This is a genomic window from Cellulomonas sp., from assembly GCF_036279715.1.
GTDB lineage: Bacteria > Actinomycetota > Actinomycetes > Actinomycetales > Cellulomonadaceae > Cellulomonas_A.
Window position 1 is genome coordinate 1 of the sequence record NZ_DASUIR010000143.1, and the last position, 3,504, is coordinate 3,504.

Consider the following 3,504-nt stretch of genomic DNA (forward strand, 5'->3'; position numbering starts at 1 on the left):
ACGCCGAGGTCCTCGCCGATGACGACGGCCCCGGCACGGTGCGCCTCGAGCGCGAGGATCCCGATGAGAGCCTCGTGGTCGTAGCGCACGTACGCGCCCTCGCCCGCGCCCGCGCCCTGCGGGATCCACCACAGCCGGAACAGACCGATGACGTGGTCGATCCGGATCGCTCCTGCGTGCCGCAGGACGGTCCGCAGCATGTCCCGGTACGGCCGGTACGCGACGCGCGCCAGCTCGTCCGGCCGCCACGGCGGCTGTGACCAGTTCTGCCCCTGCTGGTTGTACATGTCCGGCGGCGCCCCGACCGTCGCCCCGCGAGCGAGCACGTCGCCGAGCGCCCAGACGTCGGCGCCCTCCGGGTGCACGCCGACAGCGAGGTCGTGCATGATCCCGATCGACATGCCGCCCTCGACCGCAGCGCGCTGCGCATCGGCCAGCTGGGAGTCGGCGACCCACTGCAGCCAGCAGTGGAAGTCGACACGGTCCGCCAGCTCGACGCGCGCCCGGTCGACGAGGTCCGAGGAGATGTCGTTCGCCTCCGCCGGCCAGGGTGCCCCTTCGTACCGCTCGGCGAGCGCGCACCACAGGGCGAAGTCCTCGAGCCCCTCGCCCTGCTCGCGACGGAACCCGTCGAACGCCGCCTGGCGGGCTGCCGACCGCGGCGCGGTGAACACGATCTCGAGCGCCGACCGCTTGGCGGTCCACGCCACGTCGCGGTCGATCGGACCCGCATCGGTGTCGAGCGACATCGCGGGCTCGGCCGCCCACTCGACGAGCGCACGGTCGGCCGCCGAGAGGTAGGCGGTCTCGCGCACGTCCTCGACCCGGATGTACAGCGGGCTCACGAACCGGCGCGTCGTCGGCAGGTAGGGCGAGGGGGTCATCGGCGCGACCGGCTCGGCGCAGTGCAGCGGGTTGACGAGCAGGAAGTCGGCGCCGCACTCCCGTGCCGAGAGCCAGCCCAGCTCGGCGAGGTCGGCGAAGTCGCCCACCCCCCACGAGCCCCGGGACCGCACGGAGTACAGCTGGGCCATGAAGCCCCACGCACGCCCGGCGCGCAGCTGGTCGGGCAGCTCGAGCGTGCTCGGCGTGACGACGACGACCGACCGGGCGGTGACGCTCGGACCGGTCGCCTCCATCACGTGCCAGCCGAGGGGGAGGTCGATCGGGATCGTGAAGGTCGCGCGTCCCACGAGGCGTCCGTCGACGGAACGCGGCTCCACGAAGACGTCGGCCTGGACCAGGTCGAGGCGACCGCCGCCCGCCTCGGCGTCGAGCTCGAGCCAGACCGTCACAGGGTCCCCGTGGGCGACGTGCACGGGCACGTGCGCGTGCCGTCCCTGTCGGACGACGACGACGGGCGGCAGCGTGCGACGCCACGGCATGTCCTCGACGTGAGTGATCGAGACGTCGACCCGCTCCGGGGAGGAGGCGTCCACCCCGAGCGCGTCGAGCACGGCGACGAGCGTCGAGGCAGCGACCTGGCGGTGCGAGCCGTCGAACCCCCAGAAGTCGGGGACCACGCCGTACGCAGCAGCGAGGCGCAGCAGGGCCTGCGACGGTTCGTCTCCTTGGTCGGCCACAGCCCCGATCCTGCCAGAGTCCCTGGCCGGGACGCCGGACCCGGGACCTGACACGGCGCCGCCAGCATGGTCGGCCATCGCCGAGGGGTGTGCCGGCCACGTCGTAACGTAGCGACCCATGACCCCGACCTCGTCCGTGCCGTCGCGCGCCGGCGCGCCGCTCGACCTCCCGGCGTACCCGTCCGCGCGGCGCCTCGACCTCGTCGAGGACCTGCACGGTCATCGTGTCGCCGACCCGTACCGGTGGCTCGAGGACGCGTCGTCGCCCGAGACGACGACGTGGTCGGAGGCGCAGGACGCTCTCTGGGCCGCCTACCGCGCCCAGGCCGCACCCGCGGGAGCGATGTCGCAGGTCACCCTGACTGCTCGCCTGCAGACCCTGCTCGGCGCCGGGTTCGTCAGCGCCCCGGCGTGGCGTGGCGACCGCCAGTTCACCTCGCGACGGTCGGGTGACCAGGAGCACGCGGTCGTGATCGTCACGGACGGCGGGAGCGAGCGCGTCCTCATCGACCCGGTGACGCTCGACCCCGCGGGCGCGACCACCCTCGACGCCTGGCAGCCCAGCAAGGAGGGCGACCTGCTCGCCTACCAGGTGTCCAGCGGCGGCACCGAGGAGAGCGTGCTGCACGTCCTCGACGTGGCGACGGGCGAACCGGTCGACGGACCGATCGATCGGGCACGGTACTCCCCGGTCGCGTGGGTACCCGGTGGCGAGTCGTTCTACTACGTCCGCCGCCTCCCGCCTGAGCAGCTGCCGCCGGACGAGCAGCAGTACCACCGCCGGGTGTGGTTGCACCGCGTCGGCACCGACCCGGCACTCGACGTCGAGGTGTTCGGTGCGGGTCGTGACCTCACGAGCTACTTCGGCGTCTCGGTCTCACGCGACGGGCGCTGGCTCATCGTCTCGGCATCGGCCGGGACGGCGCCGCGCACCGACGTCTGGATCGCGGACCTGGCCGTGGCCGGTGGGGCCGCGCCGACGTTCGTCCCGGTGACGGTCGGGCTCGACGCGCAGACGGCTGCCTGGGTCGGTCGTGACGGCCGGCTGTACCTGCACACGAATCTCGACGCGTCGCGCGGCCGGCTCGCCGTCACCGACCCGTCCGACCCCGGCGTCCCGCACTGGCGGGAGCTCCTGGCCGAGGATCCCGAGGCGGTCCTCGAGGACGTGGCATTCACCGATGCGGGCGGCGCGGCCGGCACGCCCGGCGCGGAGCCCGAGCTGCTGCTCGCGAGCTGGCGTCGCCACGCCGTCAGCGAGATCACCGTCCATGACCCCCGGACCGGCGTGCGGCTCGACGGGTCTGCGGGAACGGTCGGCCTGCCGGGCCTCGGATCCGTGTCAGGCCTCGTGACGCGGCCGGACGGCGGCCGGGAGGTCTGGTTCGCCTACACCGACCACACGACGGTCTCGACGGTGCACGTGTTCGACGCGCTGACTCGCGACGTGCGGGTCTGGGCCGAGCCCCCGGGCACCCTCGCCGACCTTCCGGACGTCCGGGTGCACCGCCTCGAGACCGCGAGCGCGGACGGCACGACCGTGCGCGCGTTCGTGCTCGCACGCGCCGACGTGCTGGGCGCGGACGGTCGCCCGCTCGCGCCCGTTCCGACGATCCTCTACGGCTACGGCGGCTTCCAGATCTCGCTCGAGCCCACGTACTCCGCGTCGACGCTTGCCTGGGTCGAGGCGGGCGGCGTGTACGTCGTGGCGAACCTGCGCGGTGGCGGCGAGGAGGGCGAGGACTGGCACCGCGCCGGGATGCGCGCGCGCAAGCAGAACGTGTTCGACGACTTCCACGCGGTCGCCGAGCGCCTCATCGCCGACGGGTGGACGACTCCCGGTCAGCTCGCGTGCTGGGGCGGCTCCAACGGTGGCCTGCTCGTCGGCGCCGCCCTGACCCAACGTCCCGACCTGTTCGCG

The 3,504-nt window shown here is 73.7% G+C and carries 2 protein-coding genes; one reads left to right on the plus strand and one right to left on the minus strand.

The features are described 5' to 3' along the window. The coding region (malQ, locus tag VFW79_RS13580) for a 4-alpha-glucanotransferase (RefSeq protein WP_329677826.1) at nt 1–1,583 on the minus strand (1,583 nt) is incomplete at its 3' end. Nucleotides 1,584–1,701: 118 nt separating this feature from the next. On the opposite strand from malQ, the gene VFW79_RS13585 reads away from it, so the two are divergent. Then, the coding region (locus VFW79_RS13585; RefSeq protein ID WP_329677827.1) for a prolyl oligopeptidase family serine peptidase at nt 1,702–3,504 on the plus strand (1,803 nt) is incomplete at its 3' end.